The 21,659-nt window shown below is 54.0% G+C and carries 22 protein-coding genes; 7 read left to right on the forward strand and 15 right to left on the reverse strand.

Annotation, left to right across the window (positions count from 1 at the left end; genetic code table 11):
- The first annotated feature begins 9 nt into the window (after positions 1–9).
- Positions 10–1,239 (forward strand): S1 family peptidase, encoded by a 1,230-nt coding sequence (locus EVJ33_RS06785; RefSeq protein WP_131435652.1) that lies wholly within the window; start codon positions 10–12, stop codon positions 1,237–1,239.
- 12 nt (positions 1,240–1,251) lie between these two features.
- Here the strand turns inward: EVJ33_RS06785 and EVJ33_RS15515 are convergent, their stop codons facing one another.
- Both EVJ33_RS15515 and EVJ33_RS06790 read right to left on the reverse strand, forming a co-directional pair.
- Entirely contained in the window at positions 1,252–1,416 is a 165-nt protein-coding gene (locus EVJ33_RS15515) for a hypothetical protein (RefSeq protein WP_201739673.1), read from the reverse strand.
- A gap of 19 nt (positions 1,417–1,435) precedes the next feature.
- A complete protein-coding gene (locus EVJ33_RS06790; protein ID WP_131435654.1) occupies positions 1,436–1,663 on the reverse strand; it encodes a DUF3221 domain-containing protein in 228 nt (75 codons plus the stop codon).
- Positions 1,664–1,787: 124 nt separating this feature from the next.
- Here EVJ33_RS06790 and EVJ33_RS06795 point away from each other — a divergent pair, with 124 nt between their 5' ends.
- Positions 1,788–2,672: a tetratricopeptide repeat protein gene (locus EVJ33_RS06795; RefSeq protein WP_236634556.1), complete on the forward strand. Its 885-nt coding sequence runs from the start codon at positions 1,788–1,790 to the stop codon at positions 2,670–2,672.
- A 61-nt stretch (positions 2,673–2,733) separates the two neighbouring features.
- On the opposite strand, the gene EVJ33_RS06800 is transcribed toward EVJ33_RS06795, so the two are convergent.
- The 9 genes from EVJ33_RS06800 to EVJ33_RS06840 all read right to left on the reverse strand — a co-directional run bounded on the left by EVJ33_RS06800 (position 2,734) and on the right by EVJ33_RS06840 (position 9,103).
- Positions 2,734–3,126, reverse strand: a complete 393-nt coding sequence (locus EVJ33_RS06800; RefSeq protein ID WP_236634557.1) for a type II toxin-antitoxin system death-on-curing family toxin — start codon at positions 3,124–3,126, stop codon at positions 2,734–2,736.
- On the reverse strand, positions 3,123–3,389 hold the full coding sequence (locus EVJ33_RS06805; RefSeq protein WP_131435656.1) for an AbrB/MazE/SpoVT family DNA-binding domain-containing protein: 267 nt from the start codon (positions 3,387–3,389) through the stop codon (positions 3,123–3,125). Before EVJ33_RS06805 ends, EVJ33_RS06800 begins: the two co-directional genes overlap by 4 nt.
- A gap of 97 nt (positions 3,390–3,486) precedes the next feature.
- Positions 3,487–4,233, reverse strand: coding sequence for an SDR family NAD(P)-dependent oxidoreductase (locus tag EVJ33_RS06810; protein ID WP_131435658.1), 747 nt, complete (start codon positions 4,231–4,233; stop codon positions 3,487–3,489).
- A 126-nt stretch (positions 4,234–4,359) separates the two neighbouring features.
- A complete protein-coding gene (locus EVJ33_RS06815) occupies positions 4,360–6,063 on the reverse strand; it encodes a methyl-accepting chemotaxis protein (RefSeq protein ID WP_131435660.1) in 1,704 nt (567 codons plus the stop codon).
- Between the two features lie 194 nt (positions 6,064–6,257).
- Positions 6,258–8,081, reverse strand: coding sequence for a methyl-accepting chemotaxis protein (locus EVJ33_RS06820; RefSeq protein ID WP_131435662.1), 1,824 nt, complete (start codon positions 8,079–8,081; stop codon positions 6,258–6,260).
- Between the two features lie 119 nt (positions 8,082–8,200).
- Positions 8,201–8,413, reverse strand: a complete 213-nt coding sequence (locus tag EVJ33_RS06825) for a DUF2922 domain-containing protein (RefSeq protein WP_034778930.1) — start codon at positions 8,411–8,413, stop codon at positions 8,201–8,203.
- 29 nt (positions 8,414–8,442) lie between these two features.
- Positions 8,443–8,655 (reverse strand): hypothetical protein, encoded by a 213-nt coding sequence (locus tag EVJ33_RS06830; protein ID WP_131435664.1) that lies wholly within the window; start codon positions 8,653–8,655, stop codon positions 8,443–8,445.
- A gap of 26 nt (positions 8,656–8,681) precedes the next feature.
- Positions 8,682–8,822: a YvrJ family protein gene (locus EVJ33_RS06835; protein ID WP_016510821.1), complete on the reverse strand. Its 141-nt coding sequence runs from the start codon at positions 8,820–8,822 to the stop codon at positions 8,682–8,684.
- Positions 8,823–8,890: 68 nt separating this feature from the next.
- Positions 8,891–9,103 carry a hypothetical protein gene (locus EVJ33_RS06840; protein WP_029594867.1) on the reverse strand — a complete coding sequence of 71 codons (213 nt, stop codon included), beginning with the start codon at positions 9,101–9,103 and terminating at the stop codon, positions 8,891–8,893.
- A 320-nt stretch (positions 9,104–9,423) separates the two neighbouring features.
- Here EVJ33_RS06840 and EVJ33_RS06845 point away from each other — a divergent pair, with 320 nt between their 5' ends.
- Positions 9,424–9,864 carry a MerR family transcriptional regulator gene (locus EVJ33_RS06845; protein WP_131435666.1) on the forward strand — a complete coding sequence of 147 codons (441 nt, stop codon included), beginning with the start codon at positions 9,424–9,426 and terminating at the stop codon, positions 9,862–9,864.
- Positions 9,865–9,918: 54 nt separating this feature from the next.
- On the opposite strand, the gene EVJ33_RS06850 is transcribed toward EVJ33_RS06845, so the two are convergent.
- Genes EVJ33_RS06850 through EVJ33_RS06860 form a run of 3 tightly spaced genes read right to left on the reverse strand, consistent with a single transcriptional unit; the run spans position 9,919 to position 12,851 of the window.
- Positions 9,919–10,263 (reverse strand): YxeA family protein, encoded by a 345-nt coding sequence (locus EVJ33_RS06850; RefSeq protein WP_131435668.1) that lies wholly within the window; start codon positions 10,261–10,263, stop codon positions 9,919–9,921.
- A gap of 13 nt (positions 10,264–10,276) precedes the next feature.
- A complete protein-coding gene (locus tag EVJ33_RS06855) occupies positions 10,277–12,106 on the reverse strand; it encodes an FtsX-like permease family protein (protein ID WP_131435670.1) in 1,830 nt (609 codons plus the stop codon).
- Positions 12,093–12,851: an ABC transporter ATP-binding protein gene (locus EVJ33_RS06860; protein WP_131435672.1), complete on the reverse strand. Its 759-nt coding sequence runs from the start codon at positions 12,849–12,851 to the stop codon at positions 12,093–12,095. Before EVJ33_RS06860 ends, EVJ33_RS06855 begins: the two co-directional genes overlap by 14 nt.
- Before the next feature lie 108 nt (positions 12,852–12,959).
- Between EVJ33_RS06860 and EVJ33_RS06865 the strand changes: the two genes are divergently transcribed.
- Positions 12,960–13,652 carry a response regulator transcription factor gene (locus EVJ33_RS06865; RefSeq protein ID WP_131435674.1) on the forward strand — a complete coding sequence of 231 codons (693 nt, stop codon included), beginning with the start codon at positions 12,960–12,962 and terminating at the stop codon, positions 13,650–13,652.
- 13 nt (positions 13,653–13,665) lie between these two features.
- Complete coding sequence (locus tag EVJ33_RS06870; protein WP_131435676.1) at positions 13,666–15,039, forward strand: sensor histidine kinase; 1,374 nt, start codon at positions 13,666–13,668, stop codon at positions 15,037–15,039.
- Positions 15,040–15,054: 15 nt separating this feature from the next.
- On the opposite strand, the gene EVJ33_RS06875 is transcribed toward EVJ33_RS06870, so the two are convergent.
- Positions 15,055–16,908: a sensor domain-containing phosphodiesterase gene (locus EVJ33_RS06875; RefSeq protein WP_131435677.1), complete on the reverse strand. Its 1,854-nt coding sequence runs from the start codon at positions 16,906–16,908 to the stop codon at positions 15,055–15,057.
- Positions 16,909–17,186: 278 nt separating this feature from the next.
- Between EVJ33_RS06875 and EVJ33_RS06880 the strand changes: the two genes are divergently transcribed.
- Together EVJ33_RS06880 and EVJ33_RS06885 are read left to right on the forward strand one after the other, a co-directional pair.
- The gene (locus EVJ33_RS06880) at positions 17,187–18,818 is read left to right on the forward strand and encodes a C40 family peptidase (RefSeq protein ID WP_236634558.1); all 1,632 of its coding nucleotides are present in this window, start codon (positions 17,187–17,189) and stop codon (positions 18,816–18,818) included.
- Between the two features lie 115 nt (positions 18,819–18,933).
- On the forward strand, positions 18,934–21,642 hold the full coding sequence (locus EVJ33_RS06885; protein ID WP_131435679.1) for an EAL domain-containing protein: 2,709 nt from the start codon (positions 18,934–18,936) through the stop codon (positions 21,640–21,642).
- Positions 21,643–21,659 lie beyond the last annotated feature (17 nt).

The following is a 21,659-nucleotide window of genomic DNA, read 5'->3' on the forward strand; positions in this document are numbered from 1 at the left end:
TGTCATCCCGTGACTTGTCCACGCTGCGGAGCGAAATCCCGCTCGAAAACCACTGTTTGTCCGACGTGCGGCCATCGCACTCGTCGTTTGAAATGGATTGCTGCCCCGATTGCGATCGCACTCATCGCCTTCGTCTCTTTTTTGACGAACGCTTATCTCACCGAAACTCCGCGCTCGAGTGAATCGCTCGCCGACAAAGTCGACTTGAACATCACCGAAGATACGGTCTCGGCCGACGGGGCTACCACCGTCGACCTCGAGACGTTGCAAGATAGCTTATATACGATTGGAACAGGCACCGGTTTTTTAATTAGTCCGCAAGACGTGTTGACGGCGGCACATAACGTCGCCGGCATCACTCGCGTCACGATGAAACATGGTGACAAGGCAGTAAACGGGACCGTCATCGGTCGGACCGACGCGATCGCCGTCATCCGCATCGAAAAAGTGAAAGCGACACCGTTCTCGTTCAGCCATGCGATTGTCGGACCGGACGAACCAGTGTTGACACTCGCGCCGGATGAACAAATCGAAGGAACGCTCACGTTCGAAGAAGACAGCTATAAGCGGGAATTCGATTTACCGAATCGTGCCGTCGGCAGCCCGATCGTCACGGCCAATGGACGGGTTCTTGGACTGCACTTGGTGACGAAGACGCTCCCGGTCGCCTTGTTCGAACAAGACGTACTGTCGTTCCTCGAGTCGGACACGCCAGCACCACCACCGACGAAAAAACGCAGTACGCCGGCCGCTGAACTCGCACCGGTCGCGCCGATCACACCGGTCCCGAAACGAGAAGACCCGGTCGAACCAGCTCCGGCTCCAGAACCTGAATCGACACCGGAACCGGAAGCCGCTCCCGAAGCTCCACCAGAAACCGAAGAGCCCGCAGAAGAGCCGGCACCGGTCGAAGAGGAAACACCAGCCGAACCGGAACAACCGGCCGAAGAACCTGAGACGCCTCCCGTCACGGAGCAACCGACCGAGCCCGACGTCCCTGTGACCGAACCGGCGGAACCCGTCGAGCCAGAGAAACCAGCCGCTCAGGATAAAGAAGCGGAAGCACCGGCACCGGTCAATAAGCAAGACAAACCGAGTCCGAACACAAAGCCGAAACAAGACAAGAACGACAAACCGGCGCCACCGCCCGTCACCGAGGAGAAGTCGGACGTGACTGACGCAACCGAGGATATCCCGGACGAGCCGGTGGAAGACGAAGAAAGCACGCCATCTGAATGATGACGTGCTTTTTCATGTGTCTTTTCGAGCGCGCCGCTGCACGTTGCCGACCGCGGCCCCGAACAACAGCAGGATGATCGACAACATCCAAAACGGCATTACATCCTGCAACAACCAGACGATCAGCGCACTGATGGCGATGACGACGCCCATCCACAAAAAATTCGACTGTCCCATTTGTCTCACCTCAGCCTCATCATAGCACATCGATTCGATACGCCGTCGCCTGGGGCGGTAGCGAGCGGGTCATCTTCTCATCGTGTTCGACGCGCACCTGTTGCCCGACGGCGAGCGGTACCTCTTCCTCTCGAAGTACTCCTTCCCAGTGAAACACGATCCCATCGAACGGCTCAGCATCCAAGTTCGGTGCGACCCGAAGCCGCGTCGGCTCAAGCTCGACGATATAGCCCGTGAACGTGACCATTTCCATTCCTCCATTTCTTCGCAAATCCTTCCCTTTTCTTTTCCCATTTCTTGAAAAAAATCTACTCGTTCGCCCGAATGCTCGGTATAATGAAGCCACACTCACGAACTTGGGAGGGACTTCTGTGAAACACACCATCGATTTACACCATCCCGACTTTCAGCGCACCTTCCTCGAGATGATGCTCCTTGAAGAACTGATTGACGATTATAACGCTGAATCGATCGAGTCGCTCATCGTCCGCGGTGAGACGAACTTCCCCGAGGACCCGTTCTTCCCGGCGCTGCGGGCTTATCCGCTCATTCGTGAAGGCGAGTTCGGTCGGGCTCGTGCCGTACTCGAAGCCGCGAGCGAAAAAGGCGACCATTACATGATTCACTGCCTCCATGGCATTTTGAGCGACGATACGAATTTCATGTTCGAGGCCGAGCAACATTTCCTTCGCGCCGTCGAACGCTATCCGGACGTGCCGATGGTCCAGCGTGCCATTGCTGTCCATTACTTCAACCGCAAGTTTTATGGGGAGGCCGGCCTCCATCTGATGCATTACATCCGACTCGCCGGATTCAATGAAGAAACCGTGCCGATGCTGCTCGAATTCTTCCAAGTGTTCGATGAGATTCCGCTCGAGATGAACGACGAATTACTCAAGGCGGCCATCGGGTACTTGAACGCGAACCCGCGCAACCCGCGCGCCCACTCGCTCTACGCGTCGATCTGTAGCCACCGGGTCGAGATGCTCGTCAAGCGCTTGCCAGAAGACAACCATCAACTCGATGACGAGACGATTGCGATGTTACTCGAGGTCGAAGAGCACGGCATGTGGAGCGCGACGTATGACGACAGCGAGGACCGTATGTTCCGTGCCATGTTCGCGGATTATATCGACAACGTTGTCTTGCCGAACACGTCCAGACTGTATGTATACCGCTTACGTCTCCGCTATTGGTATCACCGGCTCACGCACCGCTTGACCGGGGGCTACGGAGATTCGATGCGTTCATCGTAAACGTAAACAGACAGCCCGAACTCTTTGAAAGAGTTCGGGCTGTCTGTTGTCGTTAAATGAATCAAAGTGGTGATGAGTTAATTTCTATATCATTGGCCAACTGCTGAATATCCATTTGCTCTGTCGCTACTCGAACACATAATTCGATTGCAAGAGACGACTCTAATTCGAGCGCAAATCCGTTACGGGCTAAAAACAATTGAAGTGCTCCATAAACAGTGCGTTTGTTGGCATTAATAAAACAATGGTTGTTAATCAATGAGTGAAATAAGGCAGCCGCCTTTTCAAATACAGTAATATAAGCATCTTCACCAAACGCAGAGTGGTTCATTCTTTGAACGGACGAACTTAATAAACCTCTGTCTTTTATACCAATTGGTTCTTCAGGTGAATACCTCAGAATCATTAAACGATTGATTGCAATCACTTCTGTTTCCGTTACATACTGAATCAACGATCTACTAATCCTTTAAATGTCTCATCGTGCTGACTCATAATTTGTTCCATTTCTTTAAAGAAGTTCGGAGCGATATCCATGTTGGACGGAATTTCAATCTTATTAGTCGGTTTGATTAAAATGCCCTCATCTGTCGTAGTTACGGAAACTGTATCGCCTACTTCTAAATTCAGATGCCGCAATTCACTTATAGGAATTGAGACATGAACAGAATTTCCGTGTTTCACTAACTTTCTTTCACTACTTTTTAGTTTTTGCACAAAAACACCTCCACATTAAATACTTACAATACATACTGTATGTATTTAATGTAACAGATTTAACTCGTTTTTGCACTCAAACCTAACCAATCATTTATTACATATACGGATGAATCGGTCCGCGCAACTCGAACGAGTAGTCCTCGTGGTTGACGATTCCGACGACTTGATCACTCTCAAGCAATTGCATTAAAAACTCAGCCATCTCTTCAGCAGTATGATACTTCTCGACGTTTTGACTATAGTCGAAGTCGTCCTCTTCACGGGCCCGGTTCGCAAAGCCCGTCTCCGTCGCGGCCGGGGCGAGCACTTTCGCCCGCAGTTTGTCCCCGTCGTTCATGAGTTCGCGAGCGAGTCCTTCCGTATACGCACTGACGAAGAACTTCGACGCGCTGTACGTGACACCTTTTTTGGCGATATGATACCCGACAACAGACGCGACGTTCACGAGTGTCGCCCCTTCAACGTTATGATAGTCTCGGACGTACAGGCTCGACAGTACCGTCAACGCCTCGACGTTCAAGCGAATCATATTCTCCATCTTCCCGACCTCGACGTCCTTCACGAGATTCGAATCCCCGAACCCGGCGTTATTGACCAACGTCTCGATGTCGAGATCGGCGAGTGACTCATACAACGCATAAACGTTCTCGCTGTAAGACAAGTCTTTCGCCTTGATGATGACATCGCTCTTTGGTGAAATCGATTTGATCTCACTCCGCAACTTCTCGAGTTCGTCGTGGCGGCGCGCCACGAGCACGAGCGATTTTCCTTGCTTCGCGAACTGTTTCGCCGCCTCATACCCAATCCCTGAACTTGCCCCGGTGATGACTGTATATTTCATAAACCTGTCCCCTTTTCACTGGTATTGAGATATTGTCTCTCTTCGGCAATTCCCCTAACCCTATCTGCTCAATCCTTGGAACTCGCAAAAACCGTCCTCTCCTAAAACAGGAAAGGACGGTCCGTCTTATGTTTGGAAGCGACCGATGAGCGTCTGTAAGTCTCCGGTCATATTGCCGAGCGACTCGGCGACACCGTTCAACTCTTGGATCATCGCGAGCTGGGCGTCGGCCGTCTCGCCGACGCTACGCATCGTCTCGGCCGTGCCTTCACTGTCACTCGCCATATGGATTGTTGCTGTCGCGACTTGTTTCGTCGTCATCGCAATTTCCGTTGAGGCGACCCGGATTTGTTCCGTGTTCTCGACCGAGGCGTGCAATTGCCCGACGATTTGTTGGAACGACGCCGTCGCTTCCTCGAGCAGTGCCGTATTCGTCTCGACACGACGCGCACTGATGGCGTGACGTTCGAGCACCGCGTTCGATTGCGTTTGAATCGACTCGATCAAGCCGGCGATTTGGGACGCCGATTGTTTCGACTGTTCCGCAAGCTTCCGCACTTCTTCGGCGACGACGGCGAAGCCTTTCCCTTGCTCGCCGGCCCGGGCCGCTTCGATGGCCGCGTTCAAGGCGAGCAAATTCGTCTGATCGGTAATCGACTGGATGACCTCGGTGATGAGGGCGATCTCGTCCGACTGTTGTTTCAACGCCGTGATCGATTGACCGGTGACGACCGTCTCGGATTCGAGGGCGAGCACTTCTTGTTTCGCCTGTTGAATCGTCTGTTCACCGCGTTCGGCGAGCTTTAGACTCGTCTGGACGTCTTGACTGATTGTCCCGATTGATGTGGCGATCCGCTCGACGCCTTCATCGGCCGCCGCGACCGCCTGTCCGCTCTTCGAGGCAGCTGCCGCCTGGTTGACGGTCTGACCGACGACTTGTTCAATCATCCGTGTCGTCTCTTCCGTCTGCGACGACATCTCTTCCGTGCTCGCATATAGTTCTTCCGACTGGGCCGTGATCTCTTGGGCGTTCCGGCTCACTTCGTCGATGAGTTCACGGAGGTTGCCTTTCATCTGGTTGAAACCGACCATGAGCTCACCGATTTCGTCCCGTGTGAGTGCTTGGAGGTCGGCACGCGTCAAATCGCCATCGGCCACAATCCCGACTTCATTGGATAACTGTCGGAGGGGTACCGTGACCATGCGCTGGAGCATATAACCGGCCCCGAGTGTGAGCAACAAGATGAGAATAGCAATCCCTGTCGAATAAAGGAACGCCTGTCCACCGAGCTGTTCGAGCTCTCGTTGTTTCTCGACAATTGTTGCTTCCGTCTCGGCTTGTAGCTGTTCGCCCGTCGCTGTGATGGATGCCGTCACATCAGGCATGAGGCGAAGCGTGAGCCGGTCGATGTTGTCCTGATCTTGATTATCGGCCGCGACGATGACTTCTTGTGCCAAATCGTCATAGCCGGTCGCGTAGGAGAGCATGCTCTCGAATTCTTTCCGCTCGGCTTCCGTCTTCGCGAGTGCGAGCAATTGTTCGAGCGCTTCTTTCTTCTCTTTACCACCCCGTTCGATTTGTTCGCGCCGTTCGTCTTCTTGGACGAGAATATATCCGCGTACCCCGTACGCTTGACGCGTCATGCCGAGCGACAAGTCATCGGCCGCCTTCATCTTCATGACGTCATGACCGATCATCTCTTCATATTGGGTCGTCATATTTTGCAGCGTCCATAGGTTATAGCCCATGCCGAGCGTGACGAACAGTAAAATCAATCCGATGCCGCTAAACAGTTTTTGAGTCAATGACAGTTGATTGAATCGCTTCATAATCTCTCGAGGACCGTGTCCTCTTCCACCTCTATCTCTCTTTTTTTGGAACTACATGGGTTTTATCGGATGACGGAAACGGTTTTCCAATCTTCTGGACCTATTTTTTAGACATTGACCTCATTTCCCACTTTCCCTTCCATCATTTTGTCACAGAAAAAGACCGCAACTGTGTGATGAGTTGCGGTCTCGTTTCATATTTTGAACTGCGATACCCGGTTCGAAAGATCGACCGCGCGCTGTTCGGTTTCCTGCATCCGGACTTGAACGTCGTTGAACCGTTCGACAGACAGTTGGACTTTCTCCGAGATGGACTGTGTCCCGTCCGCCCCTTCCGTCACGGTCGTCGCGACTTCTTGAATCACGTGGAGGATGCTGTCGGTCATATGACGCAGTTGGAGCGCGTTCGCCTCGAACGTCTCGGCCGTCTGTCCGAATACGGTCGCGTCCGACTCGTATTGTGTGGCCGACTCCTCGAGTCGGTCATAGTCGGCGAGCACTTTCGTATCGAGGAACGTCAGCATGTCGGCCGAGCTCGTATTGAGTCGTGCGACCGAATCGATGACCGTGTGCGACACCGCTTGAATCTCGTTCACGGTCTGCCGTGAGTTCTCGGCGAGTTTTCGAATCTCTGAAGCGACGACGGCGAAGCCGCGGCCGGCATCTCCGGCCCGCGCTGCCTCGATGGATGCGTTCAAGGCGAGCAAGTTCGTCTGGTCGGCGATCGTGAGGATCGCGCTCGTCAAGACACGAATCTGTTCGACCGACTGTGCACCTTTAATTGCTTCGTCTAACTCGATCCGTTTCTGTTCGATGATGGCGTTCGCTTCCGTCTTCGACGCGACGGCTTGTTCACGCATCGCATGGGCGCGGCGTTCGACGTCACCCGCTGTCGTCGCACTGTCGTTTGACAAGTCGACGATGGAATCGATGGAACTACCCATCTCGGTCGTCGATGCACTCATCTCTTGCGAGGAGGCGGCCGTCTCTTCCATACCGGCCGTCAATTCCTCGACCGTGCCGGACGTTTCTTCCATGTACCGGCTCAGTTCGGTCACTTCCGTCGCCACTTCTTTTGACGAGACGAGGACGATTTTCGCTGTTTTGTCGACGTCAATCATGATGTCGCGCAATGTGGCGAGGAACGTGTTGAACGAGCGGCTCACTTGGGCGATTTCATCGTTCGACGTGACCGGGATGGCCATCGTCAAGTCACCGCCTTGCGAAGCCAGTTCGTCAAACTTCGTTTGAAGCGTCCGCATCGGTATGATGATTGAGCGTAATAAGCTCAAACCGAGGAACAACAAGAGCGCGACCGCACCGATCGTCACCGCGAGTAGCGTAATGAGCGACTGTTGAAACTCACGTTCCATGTCGGTGCCGACACGTTGCGAGCCTTCCGAATTGTAGTCGACGAGCTCGGTCAGGCGCTGCGTGAAGTTATCGTATGTCGATTGGGACTGGGCGTCATAATACGAGCGAGCCATACCGTTGTTGCCAGACGTGCTGAAGATCAGCATGTTATCCGACACGCGCTGGTACATCTCCCACTGGCGGCTGAAGTTGGCGAACAACTCTTTGTCCGTCTCGCCCGTCGCCGTTTGTTCATATTTCGGGGCGATCTCATTGATGCGCGTCCGAATGTCTTTCATCTCGGTCATCAATTCTTCTTTCGCGGCCGCGTCTTCGGTCACGATATGTTCGAGTTCGAGCGCCCGATAGTTCGCAGCGAGCGTGTTCAGTTCGTGGGCATAGTCGAGTCCTTTATTCCAGTTGTTGACGATGTCATCGCCTTGCCGGTTCGCGTCGGCGAGCGACAAGAGCGAGTAACCGCCGACACCCGCAACCATGAGGAGCGCGAGGATGACGAGACCCCAAAGCTTTTGTCGGATCGTCAGGTTCTTACCTGTCACGCGTTTCCCTTCACGAGCGCTCGACTTTCGCCATTTCGGTTTCCATTGAAAGCGCCGGACGTCCAATCGACCCCGTAACGCTTCCCATTTCTGTTTCACTGACATATGTATATTCCCCTCTCGAATGCAACGTTTCCTCCTATATCGTCTTTCCATCGAGGAATGTAAAGCAGATTGACCAAAATAAAAAAAGATGACTGAACAATCAGTCATCTTCCATGCCATTATTGTACGTTCAGCACGGTTTGCGTGCCTTCAATCATCTTGATTTCCGTCCATTTGACAACGCTCTTGCCGAGCGGGTCGTTGGCGACCATGAAGTCGGCGAGCGCTTGAACTTTTAACGGATCGACCGGCTGTTTCACGTTATTCAAACGGAAGCGTGATACTTTATTGAACATATCCAAAAATGCGATTTCTACTTTAGTCTCAGTCATGGGTTAGTCCTCCTTGGGTGTGGGTGTGATTAGACGAGATCGTATTCGCGAACGACCGACACGGTGAAATCTTCTTGCTCGGTCAAGTCGAGCATGAGATGTCCGAACGCCTCGGCATTGTCAGCCGTGAGCGTTGCCCGAATCGGACCGAAGCGTTGCGTTTTCTTCGTCGGTTTCAAGCTGTTCAAATCGTGGTGCGTCGTCAAGACGAGCGTGGCTTTCTTTTCAGTCAATACGGCCATGGGGAATGGCTCCTTTCGGGGATGGATTACGATTCAGATGGATAGGTCGAATCGAGGCGCTCGAGCAGTTGGATCATGCGCTCGAGGCGTGTCTCAATCCGATGGAGCAGATAGAGCGAGACGACAATCGGGAAGCCGAGGTTCGAGATGAGTTCGGGCCAGCTCATGTGACCACACGCTCATCGTAAAAGGCTCCGGCGGAACGCTTCGGTACACGCATCAGGGGTTCCTCCAATTAGAACGTCACGTGGAATTCACGCGACACGACGTATGCGGCGGATTCGACCGCGAGAAGCGGAATCAATAGATCACCGAACTGCTTGATCTCCTCGGTCTCCATCCGCGCACCGAGTGGACCGAACCGGACGAGCTGACGCTTCTCCTTGCCGTCAACGAGCCGCTTCGTGTCGAGATAAAAGACGCTTGCGTATTCTCGATACACTGCCATATGTCTCACCTCCTTCGCCCCTATTAACCGAAGTTGGTGAATGTTTGCTCATTTTTCCTTGTCCCTTTTTCGTAACGACTATAGACCCACTATGAATGAAGGCGCATTCATCGTTACAAATTGGCTTTATTTCTTGAATTCCCATACCAATTAGGGTATCTTAATAAGCGTCAACCGAATTTTGAAAACACGCCTAAAGTCCCACGAATTCATTTCCCCACTTTGAAAAAACTGACAGTTAATTGCTTGAAAATGGGGTACTATACGGAGGAGGCCATTTTCGAAATGACCAGTTTGACTTGAAGAAGGAGATACTCTAGATGAACAGCTTAGACCTCGCACTCGACACTTCTATTCCTTCCGCTCAACTCGACTTCGACCATACCGACCTGACGTTTTATGCGACCGACTGGGATGATTATCGCCCTGAACACGCGAAGCCGCTTCTGTACAACGAACGCCCATTGACCGTCTATCCACTAAAAGAACTGAGCCGTGCGTTTCATGTCGCCGGGATTCCCCGTAGCCAGCAACAGCTGATTAAATGGGAAACCGACGGCGTCTTGCCACCGACCCCGTTCACGATAGGACGCAAGCGCTTCTATACGGAAAATCAGATTCGGACAATCGTCGACATCGCATTGGAATGCGGACTACGGCCCCGGACACACGTCAAAAAGACGAACTTCTCCGAGTTGGCCCATAAAGAATTGGCGTACATACTCCACCTAGAATTGAACATCGAACGGCCGCATGAATGAGCGGACATGAGACAGCCCTTCCTGAATCGTCAGGAAGGGCTGTTTTTGGATGCTTTACAATTTCTCCCGTGCCGCTTCTGGGACGTCCGCGACCGACACTTCGTCGTACGACGTGACCTCGTCCTTGTTTTTAACATATAGCTTCAAGTACGCTCCGCTCCGAAGTTCTTTCGCAGCTGTGAACGTGACCGTTTGCGGGTCGCCGTCCTTCGTCAGCGCCTCCACCGAATAAACGTAGCGGCGGACGATGTCACCCGAATCGAGCGTTGTCTCTTCCACTTCCGTGACCTCTCCAACCTGTACATAGACATGATCCTTCCCCAACCGTTGCCAATCGATATTGACGAGACCGATGACGGCCACGATGAGCGCGAGGCTCGCGATGATTCCTTTTTTCATGATGTTCTCTCCTTTATATCACTTGTTTCGTGAACCGTCGTACGGTCAACACGTAATAGAGCGCATAGATCGCGCTGTACACACCCATCCAGACGAGCACCGGCACCGTGAAATCCATCGCCAACAACCGCGAGAACGCGACGAGGGCGACCGAGGCGTGCACGATTCCGAGCGAGAATGGCGCCAGGAAGACGACGGCAATCTGTTGCCGAATCGTCCGCTTCACATCTCGTTTTGAGATACCGACTTTCCGTAGCACCTCGTATTTGGCCCGGTCTTCCTCGGCCTCGGTCATCGTCTTGAAGTAAATGATGCTGCCGGTGGCGACGAGGAAGACGAGTCCGAGGAAACTACCGACGAACAACAGCGCACCATGTACGGCCATCGCCTCGCTATACAACGCCGTCGCGCTCGAGAAGTTCGCCTCAATCGATAACGAATCGGACAAGGCTGACTGTTCTTTATAATCGGCGACCGAGACGGCCTGATACGTCGCCGCCTCTTCCGGCAGTGCCGTGAACACGTCATCCGGCGTCACGAGGAGTAAGCCGCCGAACGTCATGACGTTGAGTGGTGTCTGCTCATAGCGAGAGGCGACTTCATGCGTCACGCCGTCAAGCTCGACCTCGGTCAGATGTTCTGAGAACCGCTCATCATAGAACGGATCAATCAAATAGACCTGATTAGAGGCTAGCATTTTTGGCGTGTCCCAGCCCATATCAGTCGCGACGTCTCGGAATGTCGACTCGTCGATAACGCCGTATTCGCGCTCCCCCATCTCTCCTGCGACTCGGACTGTCTTCTCGAGAATCGTCGCCTGATGGAGCACGTCGGCGTCGATGTCACGCGTCTCTCCTTGCCAGGCGAACGTATACGGGGCGTAAGATGTGACTTGTTGTTCCGCGTAATAATAGACGCTGAAAATCGCGCCGCCGGCCGTGATTGCCGTCGCACTGATGATGCTGATGAGCGTGAGCGTCTTCGCGTTCCCACGGATCCGGTATAACAACTGTGACGTCGTCAACAAGTTGAGGCGACGCCACGCCCAACGTTCGTTCGCTTTCAAACGACCGAGAATAAAGATGAGGACGCTATGGAACAACAGGCCCGACCCGACGATTGTGAGACCGATGATGAGGAGCGGCATCGCCGCCGTAAGGTATCCCCAAAGCGGTGACGTCGCCAAATCTTGCAGCGCAAGCCAGTAGGCCACTCCGAGGACGAGCACGCCGAGGAGTGCCATGATCGGGCTCGCTTTTGGGACGTCTTCGCCTTTTTTGTCGGCATGGAACAGTTCGATCAATTTGAAGCGATAAATGACCCGGTAGCCCTGGAACGACGTGAACAAGAAAATCGCTACGAAGACGAGCATCGTCTCGATCAGCGCCGACGTCGAAACGGTGAAACCAATCGACAAGTCACTGTTCATCAACCGGAGCAACAGCTGTAACAGCGCGTTCGAGCCGAGGAGACCGAGTCCGACACCGACGAGGAGCGACACCGCCCCGATGACAAGGTTCTCGAACAACAGGAGCGTCCCGATTTGTTTTTTACGCACCCCGAGAAGTGAATAGAGTCCAACCTCGCGTTTACGCCCTTTCAAAAAGAAGGCGTTCGAGTAGGCGATGAATAAGGCGACGAAGACGAGCAAGATGAACGTCGAGGCGCTCATCAAGCTTCGAATCTGTCCCGACGTCTCCGCCAAGCCGCTGATCTCGTCACTATGCTTGAGCGTCGCGAACGTGAAATAGATGATGATCGAGAAGATGGTCGTCCCGACGTAAAGGGCATAGCGCGACAAGTTACGGGCGACGTTCTTCTTCGCCAAATCAAACAGCGTCATCAGACGCACCGCCCTTCAACTCATCTAGAATCGTCTGATAGAACGTATCGCGCGACGTCGTGCCACGAATCAGTTCTTTCGATAACCGGCCGTCCTGGATGTAGAGGACCCGGCGACAGAAACTCGCCGCGTAGGCGTCGTGCGTCACCATCATAATCGTCGTCTCGGCCTCGTTCAGCCCGGCGAGCGTCTGGAGCAGGTCCGTCGCCGACTTCGAGTCGAGCGCCCCCGTCGGTTCGTCGGCAAAGATGAGTTTCGGATTAGAAATGAGTGCGCGGCACACCGCCGTCCGCTGTTTCTGTCCGCCTGAGATTTGATACGGGTATTGGTCGAGGATCGCCGTAATCCCGAACCGATGTGCGAGCGCGTCGACGCGTGAACGTGTCTCATCAATCGGCGTCTTCGTGACGGCGAGCGGGAGCAGGATGTTCTCCCGGACCGTGAGCGAGTCGAGTAGGTTATAGTCTTGGAAGATGAAACCGAGATGGTCGCGTCGGAAGTCGGAGAGCGCCTCTTCTTCGAGCTTGGCGATATTCTCGCCGTCGACGAGGATGTCCCCGTCCGTCGGCGTATCAATCGTCGCGAGCACGTTCAATAGCGTCGACTTCCCGGCTCCCGACGGCCCCATGATTCCGACGAACTCGCCGTGGTCGATCGTGAACGACACCCCATCGAGCGCGTGGAAAGCGTTGCCCCCCGTCACGTATGTTTTTTTAATGGCATCAACTTGTAGTAATGGATTCATTGTTCAGCACCTCTTTCTGAATACAACGATAAAGGACGTACCTTAACTGAAAATCACGCGTACCTTACGAAATCCTTAAGTGTTATGCTTGAGCGAGAGGTGATGAATATGGAACAACCACGCATCTTGATCGTCGACGACGAGAGAGATTTATGTACGCTCATCCAAAAAGCGTTAGAGAAAGAGGGCTTTCGTGAGATTCGGACGGCCCACACGATTCGAGACGGGGTCGCGGCGTTCACCGCGTTCGCACCTCATCTCGCCATCCTCGACGTCATGTTGCCGGACGGAGAAGGGTACGAACTATGCCAGCAAATCCGGAACACGTCGAACATCCCGATCTTATTTTTGTCGGCCAAGTCCGACGAGGTCGACAAGATCCTCGGCCTCGCTATCGGTGGCGACGACTATATCACGAAGCCGTTCAGCCCGAAAGAAGTCGCCTTCCGCGTCAAGGCACAACTTCGCCGCGTCTCGCTCTATGATGCGCCGGAACTTCCCGCCGAAACGGTCGTCGGCCCGTTCCAGTTGAATGCGGACGGCACCGAGGTGTATCGCGATGGGGTTCGGCTCGAGCTGACGGCCAAGGAAGTCGGCCTGCTCGCCTGCTTCATGCGCAACCCGAACCGGATCCTCAGTAAAGAAACGCTGTTCACGCAAGTGTGGGGTGAAGATTTTTATGGCGCCGACAACACGGTCATGGTACACATGCGCCGACTCCGAGAAAAAATCGAACCGAACCCGTCCCAACCGACCTACATCAAAACGGTCAAAGGGCTCGGCTACAAGTTCGGGGCATAGGAGGCGGTCACTTGTGAAATGGAAACTGACCGGCAGCTATTTGGTGTCAATCTTGGCCATCGTCGCGATCGTCGTCATCTTGAACGTGATCATCCTCGTGACACTGTTGATCAATCAGCGGACCGGGATTGACGACGTCGAGAGCAACTCCGGCGAGACGTTCACGCGCACATTCAACCAATATATGACGCTCGAGGACGGTGAACCGGTCGTCAGTCCGGATGGTGTCCGCGCGCTCGAGACGAATAACGCGTTCCTGCAAGTGCTCGACGAGTCGGGCCGTGTCGTCAGCGAAATCGATGCGCCCGAAACGGCACCGGACGCGTACGCGCCGATTGAATTGATTCATATCTATAAATACAAAGACGACGACCTCGTCCTCTATTTCATTGGCGAATTCGAGGATTACAGCTATCTCGTCGGCTTCCCCGAGGCAACCGAGGGCCGTATCGTCACGATGATCGACCCCCAGTCCGTCCTCGCCTACTTGTCGAAGGCCGGGCTCATCTTGCTCATCGTCGATCTCGCCGTCGCGGCGCTGATCGGACTCGCCTTCACCTCGATTTTGACGAAACCTGTCTATCGATTGACCGAACGGATCGCCCAGTTGAAGGCACGTGATTTCTCGACCGTCGAACCGAAACGACCCGGCATGTATCGACCTGTCTTCGCCAACTTGAACGACGTGTCCGAGACGTTGACGACGTACGAGTCGGAACGGGAAGAGCTCGAAAAACACCGAAAAGAGTGGATGAGCAACGTCTCGCACGACTTGAAGACGCCGCTCGCCTCGATCCAAGGGTATGCGGAGTTGCTCGACGATCGTGACCTCGAGGAAGCGGAACGAATCCAATACGCCGAAGTCATCGAACGCCAGGCAATGTATATGAAGGAACTAATCGACGACTTCAATTTGACGATGCGGCTTCAGCACGGTGACTTCCCGCTCGAGACCGTCGCGACCGGGCTCGAGGCGTTCGTCCGTGAGCTCGTGATCGACGTGTTGAACGACGCTCGGTTTTCTACGCGGGACGTCTCATTCTCGAGCAAGGACGCGGCCACACGGGCGATCGACCGGCACTTCATGAAGCGGTCATTGCTCAACTTCTTGTATAACGCCTTGCTCCATAATGACGAGACGGTCGCGGTCCGCGTCACCGTCGAACACGACACGATCACGATTCAAGACGACGGCACCGGCATCGACGCGAAGGATTTGCCGTACATCTTCGAACGTTACTATCGAGGCACGAACACGACCGATTCGCTCGGGAGCGGGCTCGGTATGGCCATTTCCCGGGACATCATTAAAGCGCATGGCGGCACCGTCACCGTGACGAGTGAACGCGGTGTCGGGACGACGATTCGTATCGAGTTGCCGGCATAACAAAGAAGGATCCGCTCAACGGAGCGAATCCTTCTTTGTCGTTTCATATTCATGAATCCACATCTCGAGTTCGTCGATCGGGAGCGGACGCGCAAAATAATACCCTTGCATCTCGTCACAACCGAGCGAACGGAGCGTATCGAGCTGTTCAGGCGTCTCGATGCCTTCGCACACCGTCTTCAGTTCGAGTCCGCGGGCGAGCTCGATAATCGACTGGACGATGACGTTTCCGGTCGGGTCATTGTCTGTCACTTGGATGAACTGACGGTCAATCTTGATTTCATGGATCGGGTAATGCTTCAAATAGACGAACGCCGAGAACCCGGTACCGAAGTCGTCAATTGAGATCGAGAAACCTTGTTCCCGGAAGGCGATGAAGCGATCGATGACATGTTGCTGATTCTCCATGCCGACACTCTCTGTGATCTCGAACGTCAAATAGTTCGGACAGACGTTCATCTCCTTGACGATTTGGGCCAACTTCTCGACGACACCGTCCGATAGGAAATGGCGGGCCGACAAGTTCAATGCCAGTTGATACATGCGCCCCGAAGCGTGCCAAATTTTCAACTGACGGCATGCCTCGGCGAGCGCCCACTCTTCGAGCTCGATAATGACACCGGTCGATTCGGCGATCGGGATGAAGTCAAGCGGTGGGATCAACCCGTGTTTCGGATGAACCCAACGCATCAGTCCTTCAAATCCGTTCAGTTTACCGGTCGAAGCTTCGATCTTCGGCTGATAGTAGAGCGTAAACTCGTTCAAAGCGAGCCCTTTTCTGAGGTTCATCTCAAGCGTCAGGCGTGCCGTCGCCTTCTCGCTCATCTCTTCTTCGTAAAAGGCAATCCCCCCACGTTGTACGTGACGCTCATTGGCTGTGATCCGTGTCGTGTCCATCATCTCGAGCGTCGAACGACCTTTGTCTTCGATTGAAATAAATGCGCTCATCGTCAAGACGACGTCGAGCTCCCCGACTGCAAACGGCTCGCTCGTCACCGACTCGCAAATATAATCAGCATACTCTTTGACTTTGATACGGTCCCCGTAAGGCGTCCAAAGCAGGAAGCCGGACTGGGAGATGCGCGCCAGTAACGTCGGGTCGACGACTTGTCGGAGCCGCCTCGATAACTCGATGACAATCTTGTCCGAGCGCTCGATACCGATCGCCGTCTCGACGGAACGAAACTCGTCGGCCCGCAAATAAATCAAGGAGCCAAGCTGGTGTGGCGTCTGTTCCCGTAATGGGTCCACGCGTTCGATGAAGCCGTTCAAGTTCATGAGTCCGGTCTGTTCATCCGTGTAGGCAAGCTTGGCGAGGTGGTCATCGATCGCTTGACGATCGAGCCGAAGATAGAGGATAGCGATAAAGTCGGACAGTGTGCTGACAATCAACTCCTCGACGAACGTCCATTGACGCGGCGCGTATGTCTCGCAACAGATGACCCCTTTAGCCCGGCTATTCGCGTAGATTGGAGCGTCGAGCATCGAGTACACATGTTGCCCTTCCACGAAATGCTGCTGATACAAGTCCTTCACCCATTCATGGGTCCGGACGTTTTCAAATGGCAATACCCGGTTCGTCCGCAGGGCGTCAAAATAGATGGGCGCGTCTTCCCGCACGACCGTCAACGCCGGTTCACTCGGACCGCTCGCTTTTGAATAAGCGACTTGGCAACTGATTGATGCGTACGTTTCGTCAAAGTGCCAAATCGAGACCGTATCGACGTCGAGCATATCGGAGACGACTTCACACATGTAATGAAGCGTCCGCCGCACCCCGTCCTCTGTCACGTCAGGCACCCTTACGAGTTCGAACAGTTTCTCTTGATGTTTTCGATAAATTTGTGATGAATTGTTCCCCTCGTTCATAAACTCCCCTACTCCCGTTCACACGTTTTCATTCATGATAGCACGAAAAGATATATAAATAGGTTTCCAAAATTCAACAGAAAGTCAATTTTCAATTCCCCTCTTTCTTTAGTACTTCCTATTTCTACGCCCTAAAATTATTGACCTTATTTTCAATGAAATATACGGATTGAGCCATTTTCACCATTGCCTGCTGTATATGTAAACCCTACAATAAACTTGTATCGCTTTACCTGTCGATAATTGTCAATTCAACGAATAGAAAAGGAAGTGACCCCATGTCCCCTAAGTCCGGCCTCATGTACTCATTCGCCGCCATCGCCGCCGTCAGCATCATCGCCCAGGCCGACGAAGTCGCAGCAGCCAGCACACACGTCGTCCGTGCCGGTGACACGCTTTGGTCGATCAGCCAAAAGCACAACGTGTCGCTTGCCGATTTGAAGACCATCAACAAACTAAGCTCAGACCGAATCGCCATCGGCCAGACGCTCAAATTGAGTGAGAACACCCCGACCGGCGTAAAACCTGCCACAACCCAGGTCTCGTCAAACTCGACCCAAGTCACGACAGCCGCCTTGAACCTACGCCTCGCCGCAGGCACGTCACACAAAATACTTCTCACCATTCCGAAAGGAAAAACGCTCAAACCGATTCAAACGAGTGGTGCCTGGACGAAAGTGAGCTACGGTGGAAAGACCGGTTGGGTTCATAACGGCTACTTGAAAACCGCTTCCGTCAAACCGACCACACCAAGCAAACCAGCCACACCGAGCACACCAACTACAGCGACGACGTCACAGACGACCGCCAACTTGAATCTTCGCGCTTCTAAGTCGACAAACTCAAGCGTGCTCGTCACAATCCCGAAAGGTAAATCAGTCACTGTTTTGAGCGTCGAAGGCAGTTGGTCTCACGTCAAATACGGCACTAAGACCGGATTTGTCGCCAATACATATTTAATGAAGACGGCCTCGACTCCGACACCTGCTCCGAGTCAACCGACGGCTCCGGTCGCACCATCGAAGCCGGTCATTAAAGAAGAGAGCATCAGCCAATCGTTCGTCACGACCGCCAACTTGAACGTCCGTAAAGGCCCGGGGATTGGTTATGCCCTCGTCACAAACATCCCGAACGGTACGACCGTCAAAGCGACGAAACAAAGTGGCACGTGGGTGTATGTCACGTATAACGGCAAGAGCGGCTACGTCAGCACAGGCTATTTGAAACAGACGACGACGGCACCGAGCGCGCCGGTCACACCGAACGCCGGAGACGGCGGTGCGGGCAACGCCTCGTTCGACTATGTCGTCAATACCCCATCGCTCAACGTCCGCGCCTCAGCCTCGACGAGTTCGGCCGTCATCGGCAACGTCACGGCCGGCCAGACGCTCCGTGTCGTTCAAACGTCGAACGGGTGGCATCAAATCTATATCGGCAACACGACAGGTTTCGTCGCGGCTTCATACGTCAAATCTGTGCCGAAAGGTTCTGTGACGGCACCGCCAAGCTCGTCTGACGGGCAAGCGAAGAGTCTCGCAGCCATCGCCGTCGCCAAGAAGTTTGTCGGCACGCCTTACATCTGGGCATCATCGAACCCGGCCAACGGTGGGTTCGACTGCTCTGGACTTATCTATTACGCTTTCAATCAGGCTGGCTACAGCGTCCCACGTACGAACGTGGCTACGTATTGGGCTGGGTCTTATTTCGGAACACAGCTCAGTAAATCGTTTGTCCCACAACCGGGGGATCTCGTCTTCTTCGAGAACACGTACACGGCCGGACCGTCTCACATGGGCATCATGATCAATTCGGACACGTTCATCCACGCCGGGACGTACGGACTCGGTTACAACACGATCAGCAAAGAGCCATATTGGAAATCACGCGTCATCGGCTATAAGCGACCGTGACCTTCGACGCATTCATTGACCCGACCTTTGTCGGGTTTTTTTTCGTGGGGCAGGATTTCCCTCGAAAGACTCGAACACCAAAGATAGAATAGGAAGAGAAAAAAGGAGGTATCCGATGGGAAGCAATCGATTCGCTAAAATTCCGTACCGGATTTACACGATGGTACTCGCCATCGCTTGTCTCATCGGCGTATTATTGTTCGGGCTCGGACTGAGCTATTACTGGAATGAAAAACATGTCGCCGTGGACGAGACGGTGCGCGACTTGAACCACGCCTCTGACTTGGCCGGGGTCGAGTCCTACCTCGTCTTGCATCACGCGGCCAAACTATACGAAACAAACTCTGAGCAACCGACGGCCCTGTTATCAGCCCCGTACCGCGAGCGGGCGCTCCAATACAACAGTCAGCTGCTCGATGACTTCGAGACCGGTGTCGATGAGCGCGAACGTGCCGCGCTGCTCCGTTTCTCTGAACAGCTCGAGGACACGTTGAATGAAGACGGATCACGCCGATTCGAGGCAGTACCATTCGACGTCATCGAATCGATCAATCGACGCTGGCTTTATCAAGGGCTTGAACGGACCGCCCAAGAAAACACAGCCTACGAGTTGACTGACACTGTCATGCGGATGCAGATGGCGTTCGTCGAGGGCGTCACGAACCTGCTCGCCGAGACGCCGAACCAAGAACGGCTCGACTTCGAGGTCACGACGATTGCGAATGAGGCCCGGTTGATCGAGGATATCATCGCGACCGATCCGTCTTTGAAAACCAAATCCGTCGAAGATTTGATTGAGAGTGCGCTCGCGCTTAGTCGCGTGACAGTAACCAATTCGACGCTCGAGGCCCGTTATGTCAACGGGACAATCTTTTATGAGGATTCGTACGCCGCCCTTCAAACCGTACGATCGACGGCAGACGATACGCTCATGACCGAGCGCGATCGTTACGGCACGCTCGCCATCGCCGTCCTCATCATGACGCTTTTGTTATCGGCCGGGCTTTTAATGGCACTCTACTATACCCGCAAGATGTACGCCCACGATTTGGCGCATTTGAAAGCGCGTGCCCTTGCCATCGACCCGAGCACAGAACCGGTCGTGGAATCGTTCCCTCCGAGCCATGACTTCCGCAGTATCGAGGACGAATTACGGGAGATTGCCACGAGCGTCCACTCGACGGTGCACACGCTCGAGACACAATCGGACGACCTGCTCCGGTATCATGAGCGCTGGTCGTCACTCTTCTCCGAGACGGGACTCGCCATCGCCTTGATGGATGACACGTACAATTTCATCGAGCGCAACGACGTGTTCCGTCAGTTCTTCGGGGAACGAAACTTGTACGAAATCAATCAACTGTTCACCGACACGGGACGCCGCCTGTTGCGCGAGGCGCTCACCGGAGTGACGGAAAACGGGACGAGTGCCCAATTTATCATCCACTTAAAAGGCGAACACGTCCGTTTCTTGAACGTTAAAATCATCCCGCTTAAGCGCGGCGAGACACTCACCTACTACCTTATTCTCGAAGACGAGACCGAGCGTGTCGAGCGCGAGCGCAAAGTCGATCGGCTTGTCCGCTTCGACCTCGCCACCGAACTTTACAACGAGTACGGTTTTCTTCAAGCGTGGGAGAAACACGACATCGACGGCACGTTTTTGTTGATCAAATTGTATGATTTCCATCATCTCGTCGATTGGTATGATCCGACATACGCCGACCTGCTCATGACCGAGTTCGCCCGTCATGTCGAGGAACGACTCGAGAAATATGCGCATCATTTGTTTGGCCGTTATCGTGACGACACGCTCATGCTGTATGTGAAAGGGCTTCGTAACGTCGACGAGACCGAGTTGCTGGAGCTGTTCCCGACCGAACTGTTGATCAACCAAAAACGCCAGACCGTCCATCTTCAAATCGGTGGGACGCATACGACACCGAACTATAACGACTGTCTGTTCGAGGCGACAAAAGCGCTCCAGCACGCCAAAGAGACACGGACCCCGTTCGTTTGGTACGACGCGAGTATCCTCGCTCAGCTCCAATGGGCTGCCTTGATTGAACAGGCGCTTCCGGATGCAATCGAGCAAGGCCATATCACGATCGCCTATCAGCCACAAGTCGAGTTGAAGACGGGCCGTGTCGTCGGGGCCGAGGCGCTCGCACGCTGGGAGCACCCGGATATCGGCTACGTGCCACCGAACGAGTTCGTCCGCATCGCCGAGCGGTCCGATCAAATCCTTTGGTTGTCGCATTCCATCCTCAATTTGGTCGTCCAACAGCTCGTCGCCTGGCGCGACACCCCGTTCGCTGACATCTCGCTGTCGTATAACTTGTCCGCTCATTCCGTTGACCCGTCGATCGTCACCAAGCTACGTGACTTGACTGAGACGTATCCATGGCTTCCGGATCGGTTGAAGATCGAATTGACCGAGTCGGCCGACATCATGTCGCATACGAACGAACTCGAACGGCTCGAAGCGATCGCCGAACTCGGCTACTGCCTCTCCATCGACGACTTCGGTACCGGCTACGCCTCGTTCGAAGCGATCTGGCATTTACCGATTCGGGAAGTGAAAATCGACCGCATGTACGTCAGCGGGAAAGCAAGAGATAGCACGTCGTTCCTCCGCGCTGTCTCGCGTTTCGCCAGTGAACAAGAACTGACCTCGCTCGCCGAAGGCATCGAGACGAAACAAGATTTGGACCGCATCCTCGCCGAAGGCGTCGAGCTCGGCCAAGGTTATTATTACGCCCCGGCCCTCGACGCGACCGCGTTCGAAGCGTGGGTGGATGAAAAAAGAGGCCGTCTCGCCTAGGCGAGGGCCCCGTTCGA

This window comes from Exiguobacterium sp. SL-10 (assembly GCF_004337025.1).
In the GTDB taxonomy this organism is placed as follows: domain Bacteria; phylum Bacillota; class Bacilli; order Exiguobacteriales; family Exiguobacteriaceae; genus Exiguobacterium.